Source organism: Pseudomonas sp. PWP3-1b2, from assembly GCF_049896045.1.
Lineage (GTDB): Bacteria > Pseudomonadota > Gammaproteobacteria > Pseudomonadales > Pseudomonadaceae > Aquipseudomonas > Aquipseudomonas antarctica_B.
Genome location: NZ_JAFCTN010000046.1, coordinates 1 through 17,402, shown reverse-complemented (window position 1 = coordinate 17,402; position 17,402 = coordinate 1). Strand labels below are relative to the sequence as shown.

The 17,402-nt window shown below is 57.8% G+C and carries 7 protein-coding genes; all 7 read left to right on the top strand.

Features of this window, described 5'->3' with window-relative positions:
• The first annotated feature begins 197 nt into the window (after positions 1-197).
• Entirely contained in the window at positions 198-4,751 is a 4,554-nt protein-coding gene (locus ACP7A2_RS23010) for a dermonecrotic toxin domain-containing protein (protein ID WP_426136086.1), read from the top strand.
• A gap of 403 nt (positions 4,752-5,154) precedes the next feature.
• Entirely contained in the window at positions 5,155-11,214 is a 6,060-nt protein-coding gene (locus tag ACP7A2_RS23005) for a hypothetical protein (protein WP_426136085.1), read from the top strand.
• Between the two features lie 246 nt (positions 11,215-11,460).
• Positions 11,461-12,783 carry an ABC transporter substrate-binding protein gene (locus ACP7A2_RS23000; RefSeq protein ID WP_348059646.1) on the top strand — a complete coding sequence of 441 codons (1,323 nt, stop codon included), beginning with the start codon at positions 11,461-11,463 and terminating at the stop codon, positions 12,781-12,783.
• Between the two features lie 192 nt (positions 12,784-12,975).
• Entirely contained in the window at positions 12,976-13,866 is an 891-nt protein-coding gene (locus tag ACP7A2_RS22995; RefSeq protein WP_375070477.1) for a carbohydrate ABC transporter permease, read from the top strand.
• Between the two features lie 10 nt (positions 13,867-13,876).
• Entirely contained in the window at positions 13,877-14,707 is an 831-nt protein-coding gene (locus ACP7A2_RS22990; protein WP_375070480.1) for a carbohydrate ABC transporter permease, read from the top strand.
• A gap of 39 nt (positions 14,708-14,746) precedes the next feature.
• Positions 14,747-15,850: an ABC transporter ATP-binding protein gene (locus ACP7A2_RS22985; RefSeq protein WP_426136084.1), complete on the top strand. Its 1,104-nt coding sequence runs from the start codon at positions 14,747-14,749 to the stop codon at positions 15,848-15,850.
• Positions 15,851-15,867: 17 nt separating this feature from the next.
• A complete protein-coding gene (locus ACP7A2_RS22980; RefSeq protein WP_426136083.1) occupies positions 15,868-17,349 on the top strand; it encodes a mannitol dehydrogenase family protein in 1,482 nt (493 codons plus the stop codon).
• Positions 17,350-17,402 lie beyond the last annotated feature (53 nt).

Below are 17,402 nucleotides of genomic sequence, written 5' to 3'. Positions count from 1 at the left end.
TTCCACGAGGCTTATCCGCGATCTTCGCACTCGATAACGACTGCGGACACGTCAGCTGTCGCACGCCTTAGGAAAATGCTCTCATGAGAATCGAGCCATTACGCTGGAGCCCGCTCCCCCCTTCTGCATACGCCCTTCAAACTAAATCCGAAATAGCCTCGGCTGTTCATGCACGGACTAAACGTAGCAGCACAGTGGTGGATCTGGAGACCAAAAAAGCCGCAACGGCTCTCATCAGAGCAGGCGATGCTGCCCTCTCCTCCCTGCATAGCGCTGCATTGATGAATCAGCTCATTGCCGATCCCGCCGGGAGGAAGTCCCCGCTGCAAAGCCCGGTTATTTCCGATATTCCTTCCACCTCAACGTTCGGTAGAGCCTGGGCTCAGCTCACCCATGCGATTCAAAGCGAACCTTTTGCAAGTTTCGCCAGTAAACACAAGATTGATACGTCAACCCTCAAGCTGAACACTCAGTCAGGATGGGCTATGGATTGTGTTGCAAACGGCAAGCGCGCCACGTTCAGCATCTACGATACGGGCTATGAACAGGCCACTGCAGCGGTTAGCGCCGCCGCGCATGCGTTCTCCTCGCGGCTTGGCCCGCTCGAATATACCGGCGCAAGCCGTGCCACTGCCGAGGTAATAGGCACCTTCTACGGCGTACGCCCAGGCGACATACCAGCGGACATCTTCCGTTTGATCACCGAACAGCAAGACCACCACTCCTTCAATGCGTTGCGTGAGCCTGACTCCAAGGCACCCGATTTCAACCGTCCGGCGTATTCGCACATCCGAGAACAACAACGGGAAGCGATAGAAAATTTTGCCGGGGAAATCGCCTTGAACCCCGCGCTTCTCTCCCCTTCGCAACGCAAGCCCACGCAATGGGTTGAGGACGCTGATCGGGAACTGGCCAGAATGTGCAGCAGTGCCATGTTAAGCCTCAGGCCCGAAATGGCACGTTACGGCAAAGGCCCGCGCACCGGTTTTGCAATGTCTGAGATACCTGAACACTCAACCCTGGGGCAAACCCTGCGCAACACGAAGGTGCCGCCAGGCAAAGACGCGCAGATCAGCCTCGCCTGGATAACCCGGTTTTACGCCGAGCCGGGCAATAACGAAACCTTGGTGGGCGTGCTCACACACACCTCAACACTCACTCGCAACGGCTTTCGCGCATTGAGCAAAGACACCCCGCCAACAGACAAACGTTCCCACGCGGTCCAGCAACGGCAACGCGCCGCCATCCAGACGCTCGCGAACCCAAGCACAACTGAACCTGAAGCGGCTGCACCGCCGACTGAAAAGACCCGCCCCGTCCTCGACCCGATGGCCGCTATTGCACGCCGTCAGTTTGCCGGTGAGCCCAACGTGTACTCGGTGGTCGCACGATTGCTCAGCGAGCGGATAAAGCAGGCCGCCCCTTCACTGGACGTCGACGTTAACCAGATCGCCATTGAAACACCCGACCCGGACAACCCTGGAAGCGTTAAGCGAACACAATTGATGGCGCTTGCCCTGGGCTACCTGGCCGGCAGTGAGGCCCCGAACTTCACCGGCACCGACAGGGCTTTTGACACGCGCCCTGATTTACTGGCCCGCACGGGCAACGCTGCCGACACCCCACTCGCTCTCGATGTGTCAGCGCTAAGCGGTGTCATAGGTGCGTTGCCGTTGCGTCTGAACACAGCTTACGAGGCTGATTCGCGAGACTATTGGAGCAAACAGGCGTTCAGCAGTCCGACCAATGCCGACAGCGTCTTCAGCGACAGCCGTCTTGCGTTGATCAGCCATATGCTGCGCAGCAACCTGCAACTGGCCAGCCTGAAACAAACCGGTTTGGATGACGAGCAACGTATAACCGTGGACAGTGTCGTGAGGCATCCCGAAGGATCGACGCGGCCCGCGCCACTCGACCCTAATTCATCGGGTGTTACCGTCTATTCATTGGGCGATTCAACCCCGAACATGTTGATTCATCGATACCTGGCGCAATCAAACCGCAACATCCTCTTGGTAGTGGAGCCCAGTGGAAAAATCAGCGCTTATGACTCCTGGGATGACGTAGAAAAGTTAGGACACATCCGGCAGGAACTCACCGCTAATATGTTCGACACCCAGGCCCAAACCCTCATCAAACAGCATCAAGGCGACAGCCTGTTCAACCCGCCACCATCGATTGGCGCAGAGAACCCGACGCCAGTAACAATCAAGCTGCCCGACTGGATGAGTAATGCCGGCGAAGCCGAACGTTTTGTGATGCATGAGCTCAGCCAGGGGCTGGCAAGCTTCATACAACGTAACAAGGGCCGTGCGTACAACAGCGACATCAAAGACATCCGTACGTTTGCGCAACAGCAGTTCAACCTGTTGCCCGACAATAAAAAGCTGACGCAGTACGCCGCCGAGAACCTGGAGGTGGTCTTCAAAGTACCTTACGGGACGCTGGGCTCCGGCTTTATCGATCGCCAAACCATGAGCCTGGCTGACATGCTACTCAATAACCTGTCGGGGCTGCCTAATGGTCAGATCGAAGTTTTTTTCAAGTCAGGTTTCAACGATGAGAACGGCGCAGAAGTCAAAGTCCGGGTGCCAGCACTTGAGAAAGAGGGCGTGCTCAAGCAACTGGTGAGCGACCTTGATATCGGCAAAACCTACCCCGCATTACTCAAGGAAAAACTACTCGACGACCCGGCCAAAATGGCCGAACGCCGATCACTGTTTGCCCAGCAAGTGCCCATCGAGCTGCAGCTCAAAGCGCTGGAACTTGGCATCAAGGGAAAAGCCGGTTTCAACAACACAGGGTTCCGGTATATCCAGGAAATACTCAAGCCGGGGCCAGGCTCCAAGTCCGTAGACGGGAAAGAAATCGTCATACGGCCATTGGCTTTCGATAATAAGCCCAATGGCAAAACCGATGTGGTTGAAGGGGCTTACCTGATCGAACCCAAAGACAGCACAACCGGCCCGCATATTTTGTATCGCCCGCTGATTCCGGATGCCCCGCTTCTGCAGTTTCCTACTCGCGAGGCTCTGCTGGAAGCCATCCAGACGCCAGGCAAGCTGCAAAACGATACCCTGGCCTGGTTACCTGACGAAAATACGCGAAAGCTCTACAGCGGTAACGGTTTTAAACACCCCAACCTGGTGATATTCGGGCTCAACCTGGGGTCCGTCACCCTCAACGAGACAGTTCCCTTGGCCGTGGACTCCCGCCTGCAGCAAACACTGCAGGAGGGCAAACTGATGGAATACCTGTACGAAGCCAACGCGAACAGCTTGATTACCCTGGCCGACCAACAATCGACATCCGATGCGCAAAGCCGCTGGGCGTCCCTCAAGACGGGGGGTTTGCTGCTACTCAATGCGCTGCTGCCAGTGCTGCGCGGCCCTGGCGCCGTGCTCGGCTTGCTGCTGCAGGCTGAGGGCATCATCCACGACCTGGAGGTTCTGGACGATGAGCGTTCGACAGGCAAAGAGGCGGCGCTGACAGATCTGTTGGTCAACCTTGCGACGTTGTTGATCCATTTCAAGGCGCGGTCATTACCCGAACCCTCCACAACCCTTTCACCAAGACCGGCAACCGGCGGCAGCCTGTTGGTGGAAGAGGTGGCAACGCCCACTCCAGCGTCCAATAACCGCATTGCCCTGGGAGGTCCGGCGGATATCAAACCGCTTGCCGGCGACGTTCAAGTCTTTCTGGACACCTACAACGGCAAGCAACGCCTCAACATCATGGGCCACGGTGAAAAACCCATAGGTGAGCAAGCGGCACACATCTTTGGAGAAGATGGCAAGCATTACGAGGCAGAAGACATTGACCGGGAATTGTTGGCGCGCGGCATAGACATCCGGGACTATAGCGATGTGCGGTTATTAGCCTGCTACTCCGGCAACGGCGGTGAACAGTCTCTCGCGGCGAAACTCAGCGCACTTACAGGTGCGCGCGTAAAGGGTTTTGATCAGGAAATCATTACAGACTACCTGGGCGTTGGCGATGAAGACCCATTCAAGCTCTACGAAGACGCCTTGGCACGTTACCGCAAAAACTATACAGCTCTCAGCGACCGTGAGATCCAACGCATGGCTGAAGCAGAACTGAACCGCAAGCTTGCTGGCCGGGATATCAAGTTCAATATCTTCAAAGATACCGGCACGGAGATCGAGCTCAATATCGGCAGTGATGAAAAGCCGGTGATCTATAGAACCAAAGTCGATTATCAACCGCGTACCTTTGGAACACCGAAGATCAAGCCTGCGCCTGCAAAGCCAGTTGAAGTATTGATGGGTTACTCGCACACCGCTGAAGACGCGCACTCAGTGCTGTCGACTCGCAGCCTTACAGACTGCTCCGCACTGGCGGTGCTGACTGACCTGAAGGACGGGGTTTATCAGAAACGTACACTGATGCACCTGACCGGCAGCAATCTGGAGTTTGGTTTATTTGATAAAGACTCTTATCAGCTACTGCAAACACTAAATGACTCACTGGCAGGTGGCGGCAAGGTGATATTCGTAGGCGGTATCGAATCACAATCTGCGACAGGCATGGGGGCTGTATTGGGGCAAGAATACCAGGGGAAAAAACCGCTGCTGGCCCTCCTCAGAAAACCTGGCGTAGAGACCACGATCGCCAGCTCGCTAGGGGTTAATATCAACCCGGACGGCACATTCAAGTTGATTGAAGGCACGGGCAAAGGCGTGTTCAGCACCGCGCAGATCCGAGATGTATTCGACTTCGCCGACGATTGACAGCGCAATAAATACAGGAACTGGGCTTTTGTGAGAGCTTGCCTGCGCTACAAACAACTCGGTGTTTCAGTAACGCCGAGGTGATTCCATCGCAGGCAAGCCAGCTCCCACATTGACCGCGCTCCGACGCAGATTCTGTGCGCATCTGACTGGCCTTGAATACCATGCATACAACGCCTGAAAACCTGCCCACCGGCGCCTGGCGGTGCAGCGGCTGACGGAACAAAACCTGGCTTGAGCGGGCCAGCGAAACATATTGGAAAAAAATACGCGTAAGACGGCTGCGTTTCTTACCTGACCAAAGGAACCTGATCGAGCGCTCTGTCACTCAAAGCAAGCATCACACGTGGGCAGTCCGACGTTGACCGATGCTATTTCTGACTGACTGGCAAAGGGCAACTCCATGATCAACGTTCGACCGTCCCCCCTTCACGCCGCACTCCCGCGCTCCGCCGAGACAAGCAACCGTACGCCGCAAATAGCCAACGCCCAGCCGAATCCGGAACCCCTCGAAAGCACGCCGGCGAGCCAATCGTACGTTCGCCCTGTGCTGTCACGCTCACGCCGGGATTTGCAGAATACGCAGCTGGCGGCCGCGCCACGCGATGCGGCAATCCGTCGGTTTGCCGAGGCCCTGGTTGAACAGGGGGACAGCGAACTTGCCGTGGGTGTTGGCAACAGTTTGATCCGCCAAAGGCTCGCCAGCGAAACCGGGCGCTCCAGCGATGCGCAAGAGAACGTTGCCGTGCCGCCACACTCTGCGTTCGGCCAGCGCTGGTCGGAGCTGGCCGATGCATTGGAATCGGAGCCTTTCAAATCGTTTGCCGAAGCCAGGTTGATCGAAACGTCAAACCTGATCTTTGCCGCCAACGGCGATTTGAGTGAAAAAGAACACGGCGCCCTGGTCAGTAGCTTCTCGCACGATGACCCCGAATGGTCCGCCGCCTCAGCGGCCGTTTTAGCCGTTGTAAAGAAGCTGACGGGAGCGCCGCCCAAAGAACTGCGGTTCTTTGGGCGAGAGCAAGCGCCGGCCAGCGCCATTGCGCATTTCTATGGTTTGCAACTGGGCAACATCAATAGCAACGACACGCTGTCCACCGCCGCGCAACTGTTGAGCGATGGGCGCTTCAGGGCGTTAGGCAGCGCCAACCCAATCGACGCGCCTATCAAGCAGCGACAACGGGAGGCCATCCAGCGCATTGTGGATTTACCCTCCCAAGCGCTGACAAGCATCGTTGAACGGTTTACGCCTTCCACGATGCAGCAAAAGGTTCAGCAAGCCGATCAGGCGCTGGCGCAGAAGGTCAGCCAGGGGCTGATGAAACTGGTTCCAGAAACCCGTCAATACGAGACGTCGGTGGTTCTGGAAAACATTCCCGAGTATTCAACCTTCAACCTGGTGCGCAAAAACTTCCTGAGCGCGCTCAACGGCAGTGCTTTTACAACCTTTGCGCAAGAGAACGACCTGGCCCCCACCAGCATCGCTATTAACCCGGTGAGCGGTGAGTTGGCGGGTACCGTGAGAGGTGTGAACACCACGTTCACCTTGAACGATGTATCCGGGTGGGCCGATGCCTGGGCCGAGATTAAGGACGCGGCGCAACAGATGCCCACAGGCGATGACGGGCTCGTCAAATACCCCCGCAGCACGTCCGCGCCCCTGTATGAAGTCATGAGTTTTTACAACGAGGCGCCGTCCCACCAACAGAACACAGGACAACAGAACAGGCAACAACGCCAGCTCATTGCCACCCTGAGCCGGGTAGTCGAAATAAACCAAAACAACGCTTTCAAGGCCTTGATCGACACGGGTTCCAGCGACCCCGAATCCGCAACCGTGCGCCAACGCCAACAGGCCACGATTGTGCAACTGGACAAGCCTGTTTCGCTCTCGCCCTTGGAACGCCTGGCGGCCGCTGTCGAGGCCAACCCAGACTTCACCGAACAAAGCGTAGAAACCCGCGAAGACGTTATGGCGCGCGCCGAATCAGAAATGGCGATCGCCGTGCATCGAACCATGCTTGAGCTTAAGGCCGATCCGTCCAGGGCCGCGTCGACAGTGATGCAGTCAACCCCGTCCAGCCTGTTCGATCTTCAGAAGACTTACCTGAAAAAGGCCGCAAACTCGCTCGGAATGGCAGAGTTCTACCGGAAAAACAACTTCAGCCCACTCGGCGCGGTCTGGCTCCCGCCACGTGATGATGCTGATCAACATGCCAGAACCCGCGAAATTGCAAAAAAATTCCCTGAGCACGCCGACGCGTTGATGCACAGGAGCGCTGCGGCAACGCCCTTCTCTGCCAATGGAGAGTCGATCAGGGTCGACCTCGCTGATGGCAACAGCGTGCCGTTCCAATGGGTGTTCAATTTCTACGGCATCAGTACCGACCCCGGCAGCCCGGCGTTCGCAAAACAGCTGGAACTCATAGGCCGTACTCAGCAACTGCCGCGCACGCCTGAAAACCTACCGCGGGCAGCCGATGAGCTGAACCGGCGGATAATGGCAGTGGGCGATAGCAACGACCGTTATGCGTTGCTCAGCACCCTGGAAAACGGCGAAATAGATAAAGACGACCGTGCGGACTCCATGCGTTTTGTCGTCGACCCGGACTCCTCTCACCACCCCAAAGGTGTTAAGGAGGCAAGGGCTTTTCTGGCTGAAAACGGTTGGTACATACCGACGTCGAAAGTCGAGTCCGACAACCTGATAGCGGCATTGCGTACACCGACTCCCAAGTCGCCAGCGCTTGGCAACCACTGGGGTTTCCTGTCCACCGACATCCCTCTGAGTAACGACCAACGCAGCAAAGTCAGCGCATTTGTAAAACGCACCGCCCCTGACTCCAGCCTGCTCAGCTACCTCGGCACACACGTCGCGCAACTCAGTGAAGACCCCGACAAAGCGCTGGATCAACTCATCTCCACCCCGCAAGCCCTTAAATTCGGGACAGACCTGCAAACCGAGATGAAGGGCGCCGCAACCGCCACCAGCCTCAAGCAGTGGCTATTGACCGCTCTGGTGCTGGAGCTTGACCCGACGGCCGGCACCCAGCACAGGACCCTCGCAGGCATTGACCTGGCGGGCGCCGCGTACTCGGGGCATGGCACCGACTTCATTCGTGAGCAGGTAACCCAGCAGTTGATCGCGAAAAAAGGCATTCCGGTAAACCTTGCACACGCAGCCACGCAATTTTTGATATCGGGTACGGCGCCACACCTGCTGGTAAAAGAGGTACCCCAGCACGTAACACTCGGCTCCCCTGAGTGGTTCAGCTTTACCGCAGCCGTGAACCGGATTGAATGGACGGCCCCCGGCGCCACCGCGAACATGACCTACCGGCAGGTCATGGATCAGAACACCATCCAACCCATTTCAGCACTTGAGGCGCAGATAAAGAGTTACGCGCAGATGAACCCACTGCTGGATTGGGCCGCCCTCAACAACGACGTCGACAAGGACAGCTACACGTTAGAACAGCTGAAAGACAGCCAGGTAAAACTGCAGGCACAGACGCAGGCGACCGCCGAGGGCGTAAGCTGGTTGAGCACGGTTGAAGCACCCACTCGACGGAGCATGACACTTAAGGTTTTAAGAGAAGAATTTGGCGCCAACATTGATTATGAATCCCGGTTCATGGTGGAAAACGAACTCTGGGGTGTCATCACCGGTAGGCATTACAGCCTCGCAGAAATCTATGAAGCCGGCAGGCTGGATGAGTCATGGCTGCAGGAAGGCCAGCATGTTGATTTCGATCGCCTGCGTAACAGAGCCAAAGAACCCGACTTTCCGGTTATCAACGATGCATTCGACAAAGCCATCAAGCAAGACTTCAAGCTGCGCAGGCGCCACACCGTAACGCTGATGAAAGACATGCTCGCAAACCTGCCGGTAGAAGAGCGCAAGAGCGTGCTTTATGGCGACGTGGAGTTCCTGAACGTCGCGGGCGCCGGCAGCGGCATGGTGATGACGTCGTTCTACAAGGGCGTCAGGAGAGATTTTGCGGTCTACCCGGCAAGGGGCCGGATTGTGCGGATTGCCGACATAGCCCCCTCAACCCCACTCGGCAAAAACGTCAGCCTCGAGATCGATGCCGAGGCGTTCAAGAATGGCGCCGAGCCCAAAGCGGGGGTCACATCCAACGTTGTATTGAGCATCACTGACCAACACCTGCTCGACGATAATGATGAACCCTGGCCACAGGAAACATCATTCCTTGCGCACAAGGAAAATGACCCGTTCTCCCCCCATTACGCGCGGGGGCGGATAGACCGATTGGCCAGAACCATGGTCGACTCGACTTACCTGAACAAAACTCAGTTTCTCAACCTGCACCGCAACGCGTCGAGCAATACCCTTGAAACCGCGACAGAGCCCAGCGACTTTTTCAAGGCAGTCTGGCATGCCCTGCCGGGCGCCAGCAGCCTGGAGGATATTTATCACGGCCAATTGCTCAAGGCCGGTGTTGATCTGGCCATTGATGTCGCGATCTACGCCGCCACAGAGGGCGCGGGCAAGCTGTGGGGCCTGGCAAAATCAGGCGCATCCTGGGCGGCCGCCAAGGTCTCTGCCGGGTTCATCGAAAAGTTTGGGGCTAAAGAGGCTGAAAACGTTGCGCTCACGGACCTGACGAGTTCCGGCAGCGCGCAGTCGTCAAGCGCGATCACCCCGCCCGCCAACAGGGCGGAGGGCACGATAACTGGCGCAGGTGCACAGCAGGCGAACATCAGCGCTGTGTTTCAGGACGGCAACTGGTACGCCTTTGACGCTAAGACACAGGCGGCTTATGGGCCGGCGCTGGAAGGTTTTGTATCGCAGACTTCATCAGCCCTGCGCCAGGAGACCTTTGCAGATGGCACTCAAGCGCTGGTGACTGAAAGGTCCTTGGCTGCCGATGCCTATACCATTCCCCGTAGCCATGGCTTCGACGTGGTCAATGAAGGCAAAGTTTACCGTTACGACACGCGCACCCCTGGCGTACTGACTGACTTGGCATCGGCCGACCACTTTAAGCCTCTCGAGGGTTTTGAAGCGTTCTGCGCAGTGCCTTCGATGGGTGGCAGAGTCAAACGCGGGGCCGAAGACACGTGTTTCTCCAGGGTCATCACAAACGCCAGTGGGCAGTTTGCCCAGGAACTTCAAGCGCTTGAGCATGCACGCCTGTTTCCCTCGCCCCCGAAATTATTCAGAAAGGATCAATTTGTCATTGTCGAGAACCGTGTTCTCAAATTGGTCGAAGGTGAAACGGGGCCCCGGTTGATGCCGACGACGGATGTCAGGCCAATCAAGTACAAAACGATAATCAGCGGCAGCATCAAACACGATCCACAATTCGGCTTTTTCGGCGCGCAAGGCAGTGATGCATTGGCGCAGGAGACGCGCGTGGTCAAGCTCAACAGCATCAGCGACATGGTCGACGACAAACGCGAAATCAGAGGCGTGATCGTTAAATCCCCGATTGCCGGAAGCGCCGATAAGTATCTGGTGATAGAGGCGGATACGGCCAGGTTTTATTATGCGAAGTTGAACAACGCGCCCACCGGCGAACTGAAATTTATAGCGGCATCGCCACTTGAGAAGCCACTGGTGGACAGCTACAGAGATGCATTCATCAAGCGCCTGGGTACATCCAGGGTACCCTTTGACGCCGACTTCATCGCCTTGCCAAAACTCAAGTCCGCGTTTGAACAGCTGGAGCGTTTGGGCTACCCGAAACAGGAGGTGGATGAACTCAGAACTTACTGCAAAAACTTCACCGAAGAACAGCAGCGCGAAGTGGTCTATCAGTTGCATCGGAGCACAGCGATCAACCAGCTGGGGATCGCCTTCAGGCCGAACCGAGTGACCACGTTGACCAAGCCTGCTGGCTTCGAAACGCTGACAGCAGCACAGCAAAACAGATTTTATGCAGAACAGGCCAAAGCCAGCGTTAACCATAGTATGAAAGCCACGGGGCTGGGTGCCGGCAATAAGGTGCTTTCGAAGGCGGATTTGGCGCGAGCGCAAGCTGCAGACACGACCAATCAGTGGATACGCAACACTGTTGCGCCTCATGCATTGAATCGAGCCGACATGGTTTTGAAGACGGGAGCCGGTAACTGTGGAGAAATGGCGCTGGTGGCAAAAGAAACCATTAAGAAGAGCGGAGGCCGTGCTTATGAATGGGCCGCCTCAGACGCTCACGCGTTCACGGTGGTAGGCGGCCCGACCGAGCTTCCTGCAGGAACGGTCGACTTCTCCGGCCCCGCCTGGAAGGATGCCTGGATCGTCGACCCATGGTCAGACATCGCTTGCCCCGCGCACGAATACACACAGAAACTGAAAGACGTGATGGCTCAATGGGGCAGTGAAAAATTAGTCATAACGGAGGGAGCCAAGCGAATGAGCCCCCTGGATAAAAACTGGATGAACACGCTCATCGTACAGCCAAAAACCCCGTACGCTCATGGCTATAACCGCTTATAACCTGCAGATACGCCAGGCGAAAGCGACGGTGATGCATCACCGCGATTTTCGCCTGAGCCTTACATAAAGGTTGCTGCCAACCGCTGCCCGAGTGCAAAAAAGTATCAGTCCCAGTGCGCCCAAGGATTTGTCACATCCCCATTTCAAGGCTGTAATCAACCGCACACTCTTCCTGACTGCCCGTGGGAAGACACAACAACAATAACTGTCCTTCTGCAGCCCCTGGGCGCAGAAAAGGAGTGCGCGATGAAGTTCACAGCAAAAGCTCTGCTTACCTGTTCTTGCATGACAGCATGCATGACCCTCAGCGCCGTCAGCCTTGGCGCGCAAACCCTTACCATTGCCACCGTCAACAACAGCGACATGATCCGCATGCAAAAGCTCTCGAAAACCTTCGAGACCGAGCATCCGGAGATCAAGCTGAACTGGGTGGTACTCGAAGAAAACGTGCTGCGCCAACGCCTGACCACCGACATCGCCACCCAGGGCGGACAGTTCGACGTGCTGACCATCGGCATGTACGAAGCTGCACTTTGGGGTGCCAAGGGCTGGCTGGAACCGATGAAGGACCTGCCGGCGTCCTACGACCTCGACGACGTATTCCCTTCAGTGCGTGACGGCCTGTCTGTCAAAGGTTCGCTCTACGCCCTGCCGTTCTACGCCGAAAGCTCGATCACCTATTACCGCACCGACCTGTTCAAGGACGCCGGGCTGACCATGCCTGAGCACCCGACCTGGACCCAGATCGGCGAATACGCGGCCAAACTCACCGACAAAACCAAAGAGCAATACGGCCTGTGCCTGCGGGGCAAAGCCGGTTGGGGTGAAAATATGGCGCTGATCACCACCCTGGCCAACGGCTACGGTGCGCGCTGGTTCGATGAGAAGTGGCAACCGGAATTCAACGGCCCTGAGTGGAAGGACGCGCTGAACTTCTACGTCGACAACATGAAGAAATCCGGCCCGCCGGGTGCTTCCAGCAACGGCTTCAACGAAAACCTTGCGCTGTTCAACAGCGGCAAGTGCGCGATCTGGGTGGATGCCAGCGTCGCCGGTTCGTTCGTGACCGACAAAACCCAAAGCAAGGTCTCCGACCACGTCGGTTTTACCTTCGCCCCCCACGAGAAGACTGACAAAGGCACGTCGTGGTTGTACTCCTGGAGCCTGGCGATCCCGACCAGTTCCAAAGCCAAGGACGCCGCCAAGGTGTTCGCCAGCTGGGCGACGTCCAAGGAATACAGCCAGCTGGTGGCCAAGACCGACGGTATCGCCAACATCCCGCCAGGCACGCGCAAGTCGACCTACAGCGACGAGTACATGAAAGCCGCGCCGTTTGCCAAGGTGACCCTGGAATCGCTGAAAGTCGCAGACCCGACCAAACCGACGCTCAAACCGGTGCCGTACATCGGTATTCAGTTGGTGACCATTCCTGAGTTCCAGGCGATTGGTACCCAGGTCGGCAAGTTCTTCTCGGGCGCGCTGACCGGTCAGCAAACCGTGGATCAAGCCCTGGCCGCCGCGCAGACCACCACCGAGCGCGAAATGAAGCGAGCGGGTTACCCCAAGTAACTCTGACTCGCCACTGAAAATGTGAGAGCTGGGCTTTTGTGGGAGCTGGCTTGCCTGCGATGCAGACACCTCGGTCTGTCAGTTAAGCCGAGTGGATGCCATCGCAGGCAAGCCAGCTCCCACACAAGCCAGCTCCCACACTGACCGCGCTCTGACGCAGATTCTGTACGCATCTGACTGGCCTTGAATACCATGAATACAACACCCAAAAACCGCCTGGCCAACCCCGGCTGGTTCCTCGTCAGCCCCTCGGTGGCCTTGCTGCTGCTGTGGATGATCGTGCCGCTGGGCATGACCCTGTACTTCTCCCTGATCCGCTACAACCTGCTCTACCCCGGCGAAAACCAATTCGTGGGGCTGGAGAACTTCACCTACTTCATCACCGATTCGGGCTTCCTGCCCGGCGCCACCAATACCTTGCTGCTGGTGGGCAGCGTGCTGCTGATCAGCGTGGTGTTCGGCGTGTTGATCAGCGCGTTGCTGGAGGCCAGTGAGTTCTTTGGCCGCGGGATCGTTCGGGTGTTGTTGATTTCACCGTTTTTCATCATGCCCACCGTCGGTGCGCTGATCTGGAAAAACCTGATTTTTCACCCGGTGTCGGGGATTCTCGCCGCCGTGTGGAAGTTTTTCGGCGCCGAGCCGGTGGACTGGCTGGCGCATTACCCGTTGCTGTCGATCATCATCATTGTGTCGTGGCAATGGCTGCCCTTCGCCATCCTGCTATTGATGACCGCCATGCAGTCTCTCGACCAGGAACAAAAGGAAGCTGCGCGCCTGGACGGTGCCGGCGCCATCGCGATTTTCTGGCACCTCACCCTGCCCCACCTGGCGCGCCCGATTGCCGTGGTGGTGATGATCGAAACCATCTTTTTGCTTTCGGTGTTCGCCGAAATCTTCACCACCACCAACGGCGGCCCGGGCTACGCCTCGACCAACCTCGCGTACCTGATCTACAACCAGGCGCTGGTGCAGTTCGACGTGGGCATGGCCTCGGCCGGCGGCTTGATTGCCGTGGTCATCGCCAATATCGCGGCGATCATCCTGGTGCGGATGATCGGCAAAAACCTGACTGACAAGCCTTGAGGGCCGCGCCATGACGCTTCAACAATCCCGCCGCCTGCAAAGCGTATTGCTCGGCACCCTGGCCTGGGCCATCGCGATCCTGATTTTCTTCCCGATCTTCTGGATGGTGCTGACCAGCTTCAAGACCGAAATCGACGCGTTCGCCACGCCGCCGCAGTTCATCTTCACGCCGACGCTGGAGAACTACCTGCACATCAACGAGCGCAGCAACTACTTCGCCTACGCCTGGAACTCGGTGGTGATTTCGTTCAGCGCCACCGCCTTGTGCCTGTTGATTTCGGTGCCCGCCGCCTACTCCATGGCGTTCTACGAAACCAAGCGCACCAAGGGCACGCTGCTGTGGATGCTGTCGACCAAGATGCTGCCGCCCGTGGGCGTGCTGATGCCGATCTATCTGTTGGCGAAAAGCATGGGCCTGCTGGACACGCGCATTGCGCTGATCATCATCTACACCCTCATCAACCTGCCGATTGTGGTGTGGATGGTTTACACCTACTTCAAGGACATCCCCAAGGACATCCTCGAAGCGGCCCGCCTGGATGGCGCCACCCTGTGGCAGGAAATGGTCCGGGTGCTGCTGCCAATCGCCAAAGGCGGTCTGGCCTCCACGGTGTTGCTGTCGCTGATCCTGTGCTGGAACGAGGCGTTCTGGTCGTTGAACCTGACCTCGTCGAATGCTGCGCCGCTGACCGCGTTGATCGCCTCCTACTCCAGCCCCGAAGGCTTGTTCTGGGCCAAATTGTCTGCCGTCTCGACCCTGGCCTGCGCGCCGATCCTGATTTTTGGCTGGATCAGCCAGAAACAGCTGGTGCGCGGTTTGTCCTTCGGCGCCGTGAAATAACGGCTTCCTTATAAAAAATTCAACGTGGAGGCCCATCCCATGGCCAACCTGAAAATCAAGAATCTGCAAAAGGGCTTCGAAGGTTTCTCGATCATCAAGGGCATCGACCTGGAAGTGAACGACAAGGAATTCGTGGTGTTCGTCGGCCCCTCGGGCTGCGGTAAATCCACCCTGCTGCGCCTCATCGCGGGCCTGGAAGAAGTCAGCGAAGGCACCATCGAACTGGACGGGCGCGATATCACCGAAGTCACCCCGGCCAAGCGTGACCTGGCGATGGTGTTCCAGACGTATGCGCTGTACCCGCACATGAGCGTGCGCAAGAACATGTCGTTTGCCCTGGACCTGGCCGGTGTCGACAAGAAGCTGGTGGAAAGCAAGGTCAACGAAGCGGCGCGCATCCTGGAACTCGGTCCGTTGCTGGAGCGCAAGCCCAAGCAGCTTTCCGGTGGCCAGCGCCAGCGTGTTGCCATCGGCCGCGCGATTGTGCGCAACCCGAAGATCTTCCTGTTCGACGAACCGCTGTCCAACCTCGACGCCGCGCTGCGTGTGCAAATGCGCCTGGAACTGTCGCGCCTGCACAAAGAACTGCAAGCGACCATGATCTACGTGACCCACGACCAGGTCGAAGCGATGACCCTGGCCGACAAAGTGGTGGTGCTGAACAGCGGCCGCGTTGAGCAAGTCGGTTCGCCGCTGGAGCTGTATCACCAGCCCGCCAATCTGTTCGTGGCAGGCTTTCTGGGTACGCCGAAAATGGGCTTCCTCAAGGGCAGCGTCACCCGCATCGAAAGCCAGGGCTGTGACGTGCAACTGGACGCCGGCACGACGATCAGCCTGCCGTTGAGCGGCGCAACCTTGAGCGTGGGCAGCGCGGTGACCCTGGGCATTCGTCCGGAACACCTGGAAATCGCCGCACCTGGGCAAACCGCCTTGACCGTTACCGCCGATGTCGGCGAGCGCCTGGGCAGCGACACCTTCTGCCACGTCATCACCGCCAATGGCGAGCCGTTGACGATGCGGATTCGCGGCGACATGGCCAGCCAATATGGCGAGACGCTGCAACTACACCTGGACCCGGCGCACTGCCACCTGTTCGACTCCGACGGCGTGGCTGTGGCCCGTCCACTGCGCGCTGCCGCCTGATTACGCGAGACTTTGTGATGAAACTGAATAAACAGCACCTCACCCAGCTGGCGCCCGAAGTGAAGCTGCCGGCCTATGCCATCGCCGACACCCGCCAGGGCATCGCGCATATTGGCGTCGGCGGCTTTCACCGGGCGCACCAGGCCTATTACACCGACGCGCTGATGAACACCGGCGAGGGCCTGGACTGGAGCATCTGCGGCGTCGGCCTGCGCAGCGAAGACCGCAAGGCCCGCGACGATCTGGCCGGCCAGGATTACCTGTTCACCCTGTATGAACTGGGCGACACCGACGACACCGAAGTGCGCGTCATTGGCTCGATCAGTGACATGCTGCTGGCCGAAGACGGCGCCCAGGCGCTGATCGACAAGCTGGCCAGCCCGGCCATTCGGATTGTCTCGCTGACCATCACCGAAGGCGGCTACTGCATCGACGACAGTAACGGCGAGTTCATGGCTCAACTGCCGCAGATCCAGCATGATCTGGCACACCCCGATGCCCCCAACACCGTGTTTGGTTTTATCTGCGCCGCGCTGAGCAAACGCCGCGCGGCCGGGACGCCGGCATTTACCGTGATGTCCTGCGATAACCTGCCGCACAACGGCGCCGTCACGCGCAAGGCGCTCCTGGCATTTGCAGCCCTGCAAGATGCCGAGCTGCATGACTGGATAGCGGCCAACGTAAGCTTCCCGAACGCGATGGTCGACCGCATCACGCCGATGACCAGCAGCGCCCACCGCCTGCAATTGCACGACGAACACGGCATCGACGACGCCTGGCCGGTGGTCTGCGAACCCTTTGTGCAGTGGGTGCTGGAAGACAAGTTCGTGAATGGTCGCCCGGCCTGGGAAAAGGTCGGCGTGCAATTCACCGATGACGTAACGCCCTACGAAGAAATGAAAATCGGCCTGCTCAACGGCAGCCACCTGGCGCTGACATACCTGGGTTTTATCAAGGGTTACCGGTTTGTTCACGACACTATGAATGACCCGGTGTTTGTGGCCTATATGCGCGCCTACATGGACCTCGACGTCACGCCCAACCTGGCGCCAGTGCCGGGCATCGACTTGACCGACTACAAACAGACGCTGGTCGACCGCTTCTCCAACCAGGCAATTGCCGACCAGTTGGAACGCGTGTGTTCCGATGGCTCGTCGAAGTTTCCCAAGTTCACCGTGCCGACCATCAACCGCTTGATTGCCGATGGGCGCGAAACTGAACGCGCGGCGTTGGTAGTGGCGGCGTGGGCTCTGTATTTGAAGGGCGTGGATGAGAATGGGGTGAGCTACAAGATCCCGGATCCGCGCGCGGCGTTTTGCCAGGGGCTGGTGAGTGATGATGCGCTGATCAGTAAACGGCTGTTGGGCGTGGAAGAGATTTTCGGCACGGCTATTCCCAATTCGCCTGAGTTTGTGGCAGCTTTTGAGCGGTGTTTTGTGAGCTTGCGTGACAACGGTGTCACCCAAACCCTGCAAAACCTCCTGAAGAAACCGGCTTAAAAATGTGGGAGCTGGCTTGCCTGCGATAGCGGTGGTTCAGTCAGCCACTGGAT

What these genes read in the sequence shown, in the direction of transcription:
- ACP7A2_RS23005 (WP_426136085.1), top strand. Translation starts at nt 5,155, where the DNA reads ATGATCAACGTTCGACCGTCCCCCCTTCACGCCGCACTCCCGCGCTCC.
- ACP7A2_RS23000 (WP_348059646.1), top strand. Translation starts at nt 11,461, where the DNA reads ATGAAGTTCACAGCAAAAGCTCTGCTTACCTGTTCTTGCATGACAGCA.
- ACP7A2_RS22995 (WP_375070477.1), top strand. Translation starts at nt 12,976, where the DNA reads ATGAATACAACACCCAAAAACCGCCTGGCCAACCCCGGCTGGTTCCTC.
- ACP7A2_RS22990 (WP_375070480.1), top strand. Translation starts at nt 13,877, where the DNA reads ATGACGCTTCAACAATCCCGCCGCCTGCAAAGCGTATTGCTCGGCACC.
- ACP7A2_RS22985 (WP_426136084.1), top strand. Translation starts at nt 14,747, where the DNA reads ATGGCCAACCTGAAAATCAAGAATCTGCAAAAGGGCTTCGAAGGTTTC.
- ACP7A2_RS22980 (WP_426136083.1), top strand. Translation starts at nt 15,868, where the DNA reads ATGAAACTGAATAAACAGCACCTCACCCAGCTGGCGCCCGAAGTGAAG.